The organism is Vibrio sp. 11-4(1) (assembly GCF_013048625.1).
Classification (GTDB): domain Bacteria; phylum Pseudomonadota; class Gammaproteobacteria; order Enterobacterales; family Vibrionaceae; genus Vibrio; species Vibrio diabolicus.
The window spans coordinates 1-1,125 of record NZ_VHSY01000047.1; the positions used below are offsets into that span (position 1 = coordinate 1).

1 protein-coding gene is annotated in these 1,125 nt (G+C 41.3%); it reads right to left on the reverse strand.

Translation table 11 applies throughout. The features are described from left to right. Positions 1-124: 124 nt before the first annotated feature. Positions 125-1,125, reverse strand: a 1,001-nt coding sequence (locus FKN16_RS24250) for a restriction endonuclease (RefSeq protein WP_212756565.1), incomplete at its 5' end; no start/stop codon positions are given.

The window sequence follows — 1,125 nt, forward strand, 5'->3', positions numbered from 1 at the left end:
TAACGCCGCGTTAAGTGGTGAGCAACGCGGCCACCCTACCTAAACCATTGTGCCGTAAACACTAAAGCTGAATCAAACCGAAAATGCCAAGCGTTGGGAATCCGTCTTAAACGCTTTGTTATGTTCACTTCCCTAAACCACCGAGAAACTTAGGCAACATTGCTAGATCTCGGATTTGATCGACTTCAGATTTGGTCAAGTTACGGCAGACATATGGAAATGCCTTTAACAAGATTTCTTTCTCTTGGTCAAATGCTTCGGCGCTGTATTCAATAGTAGGGTCGTTCAATTCGTTGCAAAATCCCATTACAGCTCTCAAATAAAGAGTTGGCGTGAAATAATCTTTTAGATCTGCCCATGCATCTACATAACCATCAGTGAAGTATCGAGCAGAGTGAGAGAGCTTATAGTCGCAATCGCCACCACAACAAACGTACTGATTTCTGATTTTCTTGATTGCTACGTCATTAACAGTTTCATATTTACTCCAAGAAACTACCCTACCAATACTTTCATAGCCAAGTTCTTCTCCGCAACAATGACATTTAAAAGGTTCAAAGTCTGAGAAGATTTGAGCTGGTTTCGGATTCTCATCAGCCCAAGACTTATATGAAATAGGGAAGTATCGTTTTGCTAATTCGAGACAACTACTATTTTTGAGCAATGTTTGCTCAATCTTTGATGAATCGAAAAACTGGTGCTCAATTTCAGTAATACTTTCAACTTTAGCTACTAAACCAGATGAGGGCAATGTTGAATAAAAACCGATGAACCCGTCGCAACCATGAGCACGTAGCGAGTCTAGGATTTCTGGCTCGTCAGCTTTAGACACAGATGAACCTGAATGAGCTTTATGCTTACAACTAACAAGCCAACGCACTTCGGTATCATTTGCTATACCTTTTCGTGTTTCAATCAGAAGTAGATCTTTTCCACCATCAGCACCTCTTCCGGGAGCTGATTCAATTTTATAGCCTAAGTTGTGGAAGAAATCCCGTGCAAAAAGCTCGAATTTGTCTTGTTCACCGCCACCCTTATGTGGCATGGGAATCTCTTTAAAATCTAATATTGCCATCCGTATTTCCTGCTTGTGAACATAACGCCTTGTTAAGGTGTGAGGCACGC